Below are 5,767 nucleotides of genomic sequence, written 5' to 3' on the forward strand. Positions count from 1 at the left end.
TATCCGTTCGATGACGCCGCTTTCACACCAGCGGCGCAGACGCCGGTGCACGTTTTTCCAGTCCCCGAAACGGGCAGGAAGGTCGCGCCATGGAATACCCGCGCGATAGCGATACAGCACCGCCTCCACGAACAGACGGTTGTCCACCGCAGTGCCGCCGACATAGCCTTCTCGACCGGGAAGAAGATCCTTTATCCGCTCCCACTGGTCATCGCGTAAACTATAGCGCCGCATCTGTCTGTCTCCCTCAAAACGGGAAAACAGTCAGCACACGCAGACACAAAGTACAACCCTCACATGCCACATTCAGAGCTTAACTGACGACACGCCGTAATAATATGATTAAGAAATCTGGTTTATAGACCCATTGAAGAGATATATTTTTCTCCAAAACGTTTTGTAATAGAGTTTTTGGAATCGGCGAAGAACTTCTTTGGATTTCCTTTCAATTTATTTTTTTTATTCTCACTCAATAAGTAAATCAATATTTTAAAGAAAATTTTTGTCATTATATCTTTTGGTGGAGGGAAATCCTCATTATTTGGATTATTTTTGAGTGATTTATTTGCAATTTCAATTTCTTTCTTGAATAAATATTTAATATTAATGTTTTTCTCTGCATTGAAAACAATTTTTTTCCATCCCTCATGGGTCATGCATACAATATTAATATTGTTGTGTCGCATTATGTGCTGATATTTTGCAAAGTAAATTTTTGTTTTTGTAAAATCAGATATTATAAAATTGTCTGCGAGTATATAAAGAGACTCATTTATTGATGTCGTGTCATTATGGTAATCTAGTTTTATATTCTGAAAGAATTTTTTGAAAACAGTTATGGCTAGATACTGTTCGACGGCATATCGGCTAATAAATGTATTTTCCCGTGGTCCGGAGCCTTTCTTATAGGTATTGCGCTGATAATAAGTGGCATCAATTATGCCATAAGATGGGACATCCCATAATTTTTTCACGTCTTCGATAAGACCGAAATGCATCCAGTCGCTATAGTGAAAAGGAAGTTTTTCAAATGTGAATGGATTAAGTGTAAAGAATTCAGAAATTAATACACGTTGCTTTAACGCGGCGTATTTTCCGCGTGGAAGATTGTAATTATCAATATAGTAATCTATTAATGATGTATCTGAAAAAACAATATCATTTCTAATTCTTAAAACATAATCTGTATCTACCAGCCTGAGTCCAGCTTTGGCGGCTTCTATCTGGAGGTTACAATTATTTTCACGAAGGCCGCTTTTGACGGGTGGCAACACGATGGCCGAGTCCGACATAACAACTATATCGCAAAACTTATCTATTAATGCCAGTGCATCTTGGAACACAATATTGTTTCTATGTATTCTAACAATACGTAATTTAGGAATAATTCCTGAACCCTCGAAAATTATAAGATCCGATTGCGATATCGAAAAAATAATTTTAGATTTTGGGAAAATACTCCGCCATTGCGATATTAATTGGGCAGTCTGGACAATATTCCAGTCATACAAAGGCCCTTGTACTACGATTGACAAAGAATTTAGTATGTCATCTTTTTTTATTGCACTGTTAGTCATATTTTATTTTTACCCATCTGTTTATGCGATAGAATGTGACTAATTATATATCATATTTATATTAAAATGATAACGTCATCAATGACGGTCTTCAAATCACTCAGAGCCTGAATCAGAAAGAGGTTTGATTGATTTTTCGCAGAACTCTGCGGATATGGGCAATCATCAACCACGCATGGGATGACGAGATTGTTGCCTTGACATCCTTCGTGAGGCGACGGCAGCGTCCGAGCTATGCAAAGCTACGCTCCACGATTCAGCGTTTGGGCAGGACGACGAAGCCTTCGGCCCGATCGCTACGTTTGACGATCTCGATCGTCCATCGGCCGAGTTCAGCCAGCGCACCACGCAACTTCTCGCCAGCATATCCCCCCGTCACCGATCAGATGGCGAAGCCAGGGAAACAATGAGCGTATTTTGGTTGCTACCAGCGGCGCACCATCACGATCCTGAATGTCGGCGGGATGAACGACAGCCGCCACGACATGACCCGGCGTGTCGGTTGCGATATGCCGCTTGCGGCCCCTGATCTTCTTACCCGCGTCATAACCGCGTGGGCCGCCATTTTCAGCAGTTTTAACCGACTGGCTGTTGATTTTCACTGAGAACTGACCCGGGTAGGGCGGAAATTTTCATCGAGATTTGACCCATGCCTTCACACTCCCCGGCAGCATCTGCTGGGGGTTTGAGGAGTGATTGACATGGAGCTTCTGAGTGTGATCCGTCGGTGGCACTGCCGGGATCATCTTCCGATCCGCGAGATCGAACGTCGAACGCCGGACGGGACTGTCACGCAATACGATCCGGAAATATCTCCGGGCAGAGAGTATTGAACCGCGGTTCCAGGTTCCCGAACGTCCCAGCCGACTGAACCCGTTTGCTGACAGGCTGAGGGGCTGGCTGGTCCTGGAAGCCGCCCGATCACGCAAGAACCGGCGCACGGCGCGGCGACTGCATGAGGATCTTGTGGCACTGGGCTATGATGAATCCTATGGACGGGTGGCTGCTTTCATCAGGCAGTGGAAACACGAACAGCACCAGGCAGGCCAGACAACGGGTCGTGGTGTTTTTGTGCCCCTGCGCTTCCTGCCCGGGGGAAGCCTTCCAGTTTGACCGGGGCGAGGACTGGGCGGTAATTGCCGGGCGTCGCATCAAGCTGCAGGATGCCCGGCGCCAGATCTGGCAGGATCTGCCCGTCTTTCCGGATCTGGGGGCGCTGAACGCCTGACTGGAAGCCCGCTGCCTGGACTGTTGGGAACGGCTGCAGTATGCTGAATTGCCGCGCAGCGTCTCCGAGATCCATGCCAGCGAACGTCCTCACCTCATGGTTCCGGGGCGTCCCCTTTGACGGGTTTGCTGAACAGCCCAGGCGCGTCTCACCAACCTGCCTGATCCAGTTCGAAGGCAATCGTTACAGCGTGTCGGCCTCCTTTGCCAATCGTCCGGTCAGCCTGCGGGTTTATCCCGACAGGCTGCGCGTTATCACCGAAGGACAGGTTCTATGCGTGCATGACCGGATCATCACGCGTTCGCATGGCGTGCCAGGCCGCACGGTTTATGACTGGCGGCATTATCTGGCGGTCATCCAGCGCAAACCGGGCGCCCTGCGCAATGGCGCGCCGTTTGCCGAATTGCCAGCCGCCTTCCAGGTTCTGCAGGATCAACTGCTCAGGCGGCCTGGAGGCGATCGGGAAATGGCTGAAATCCTGGCCCTTGTGCTGCAGCATGATGAGCAGGCCGTACTCTGCGCGGCTGAACTGGCTCCTGCAGGTGGCGTGGCGACCAAGACCTATGTTCTCAATACGCTGCATCGCCTGATCGATGCCTCACAGGTCCTGGTGTTCGAACATGAACCGTGCGCCGATACAGGGCGCTATGACACCCTGCGTGGGGACAGCCGTCGTGCGCCATGATCCTGCCGCCGCCTCACCTGTCGTCATGCTCCGTGGATTGCGGATGTATGGCATGGCCCAGGCCACGGCTGACCTCATGGAGCAGGGCGCGCCCGTCTTCGAGGTGGCCATTCCCATCCTCTCGTAACTTCTGAAGGCGGAGCTGGCCAAACGCGAAGTGCGCTCCATCGCCTACCAGACAAAGACAGCCCGGCTCCCTGCCTACAAGGACCTGTCCGGGTTCTCCTTTGCCGATATGCAGGTCAACGAGCCCATGGTCCGCCAGCTCCATGGCGGGGACTTCATCGAGCGTGCCGAAAATGTCGTGCTGATCGGCGGTCCGGGAACCGGGAAAACCCACCTGGCGACCGCGCTGGCCATCCAGGCGATCACCCGGCACCGCAAGAAGGCGCGCTTCTGGTCAACGGTCGACCTGGTCAATGCGCTCGAACACGAAAAGACCGCCAGCCGGGCCGGGCAGATTGCCGACAGGCTGCTCCGCCTGGATCTCGTGATCCTTGATGAACTCGGTTATCTTCCCTTCAGCGCGTCTGGGGGCGCCCTGCTGTTCCATCTGCTCAGCCGCCTCTACGAGCGCACCAGTGTCATCATCACAACCAATCTGAGCTTCAGTGAATGGGGAGATGTCTTTGGTGACCCGAAGATGACAACGGCGCTCCTCGATCGGCTGACCCATCACTGTCATATCCTCGAGACAGGAAATGACAGCTACAGGTTCCGCGCCAGCACCGCCGCGTCAAAAAACAGAAAGGACAGATCCTCTTCTTGACCGCCCGCATAACTATGCCTGAAATAGCATTTGGCTGGGTCAATTCCTGATGAAAAACCCGGGTCAGTTCTCAGTGAAAATCAACACCGACGGCCTTATGACTTCCGGCCAGAGCCCGCCATTCAAGGAGCCGCGCTGGATCACCAAACCCTGGCGCCTGGAAATGAAGGCCAGGCTGCAACAGAATGGACGCTCGTCGCCCTCGCATACAATTGCCGCAGGATCACGCGACTGAAGGCGGCATAAACGCCATCGCCTCCGTCACTCATCACTACGGCAGAGCCCAACCCGACAGCCTGCCAAGACTTGACTTTATTTTACCCTAATCGATTTACGTAATAGTTTTATGATGAGCAGGTGCTCGTATAACACACCCGCACAGGCACCATTGCAATAATAAATATATATTAATCATTGTACCAAAATATAGCGTCGTATCCGTATTGTTAAATAAAATCCAATTATAAGTAGTAAGAGGGTGATCCAGCAGTCATAAAATATATCATAGTGGGCATGAGCGTTTAGACCAAACTGTCCTTCCCGGATCATTTCTATATTGTCGACACTCGGGGAAATCATCATGTACCATCTATATTTGGGCGGAAGCCAATCTACCATGGAAAACGCCCCGGTAAATGGCAGAGAAAGATAACTCAGAACGCCGACGGCCTTTTCAACCAGATCAGATATTTCACTTAAAGAGGCAAAAATCATGGCGATTGCTATACACAGCAGCATATGGAACGCCATGCCTAAATATATCATACCATAATATTGGGGAGGCTTCATGAAACCGGTAAATATTGTCCCACACGTGACAATCACCCCTGCCATCAGGGTGCCGGTTATTTCCAGAAACGTTCGAGCCAAGATAATCGATGCTGGCGTAACCTGACGGTGAAACAATAAACTGCCGTTAGCTTCAAAGGCTTTGACGGAATGACCTAAACAGTGCCGCCACATGGTAAGAGGGATATAGCCGGTCACCACGATTGCTGTCATAGGCAGACCATGTTCATGTGAGGGACGTATCGCTGTCCACAAGATGATAACGCCCGTACAAAATAGAACAGGCTCCCCCAAGACCCATAAGAAGCCAAGATTTTCTCGACCGTAACGTGTATGGATTTCACGCATCATCAATGCATAAATGACCTGTAACTGGACTCTGAAATCTACTTTCAGCTCCTTTATTTTGTCATACATGGTCATTGACGTTCTCATCGGATATCATGCTTTCAGGACCTTATTTCTGTAGAGAGTATAGAATAAAAATGCCTGTGAAGCGAGGGGGGCGGTCTGCCGTCAAAAAGATACCCCTTTCTGTTGAGAAGCCATGCCCTGACAGTCTGATCAAAGGCCGTAATCCATTCATGGAGAAGGGCACTATGTCATGCCATTTAAAAGACCTAGGTTCTGTTGACAAAAGACGGTAGCCACAATTTTACGGCTGCGAGGTTAAGAAAGGCGAGAAATGATTTTCTTGTCTTGTCATATCGTGTGGCGAT

3 protein-coding genes and 4 pseudogenes are annotated in these 5,767 nt (G+C 49.6%); 3 read left to right on the forward strand and 4 right to left on the reverse strand.

Annotation, left to right across the window (positions count from 1 at the left end; genetic code table 11):
- From CFR79_RS14940 to CFR79_RS14950, 3 genes and pseudogenes are all read right to left on the reverse strand, one after another.
- Window positions 1-234: transposase (locus CFR79_RS14940; protein ID WP_146220148.1), on the reverse strand; the 234-nt coding region annotated here is incomplete at its 3' end.
- A 122-nt stretch (window positions 235-356) separates the two neighbouring features.
- On the reverse strand, window positions 357-1,577 hold the full coding sequence (locus CFR79_RS14945; protein ID WP_110548422.1) for a WavE lipopolysaccharide synthesis family protein: 1,221 nt from the start codon (window positions 1,575-1,577) through the stop codon (window positions 357-359).
- 112 nt (window positions 1,578-1,689) lie between these two features.
- Window positions 1,690-2,173 (reverse strand): annotated as a pseudogene (locus CFR79_RS14950) (IS5 family transposase); the annotation flags it as partial.
- A 105-nt stretch (window positions 2,174-2,278) separates the two neighbouring features.
- On the opposite strand from CFR79_RS14950, the pseudogene CFR79_RS14955 reads away from it, so the two are divergent.
- The 3 pseudogenes from CFR79_RS14955 to CFR79_RS14965 all read left to right on the forward strand — a co-directional run.
- Window positions 2,279-3,490: pseudogene (locus CFR79_RS14955) on the forward strand (Mu transposase domain-containing protein).
- Window positions 3,480-4,259, forward strand: a pseudogene (istB, locus tag CFR79_RS14960) (IS21-like element helper ATPase IstB). Before CFR79_RS14955 ends, istB begins: the two co-directional pseudogenes overlap by 11 nt.
- Window positions 4,260-4,343: 84 nt before the next feature.
- A pseudogene (locus tag CFR79_RS14965) lies at window positions 4,344-4,505 on the forward strand (IS5/IS1182 family transposase); the annotation flags it as partial.
- A gap of 165 nt (window positions 4,506-4,670) precedes the next feature.
- Here CFR79_RS14965 and CFR79_RS14970 read toward each other — a convergent pair.
- On the reverse strand, window positions 4,671-5,471 hold the full coding sequence (locus CFR79_RS14970) for an ABC transporter permease (protein WP_110548423.1): 801 nt from the start codon (window positions 5,469-5,471) through the stop codon (window positions 4,671-4,673).
- Between the last annotated feature and the right edge of the window lie 296 nt (window positions 5,472-5,767).

This window comes from Komagataeibacter saccharivorans (assembly GCF_003207825.1).
Lineage (GTDB): Bacteria > Pseudomonadota > Alphaproteobacteria > Acetobacterales > Acetobacteraceae > Komagataeibacter > Komagataeibacter saccharivorans.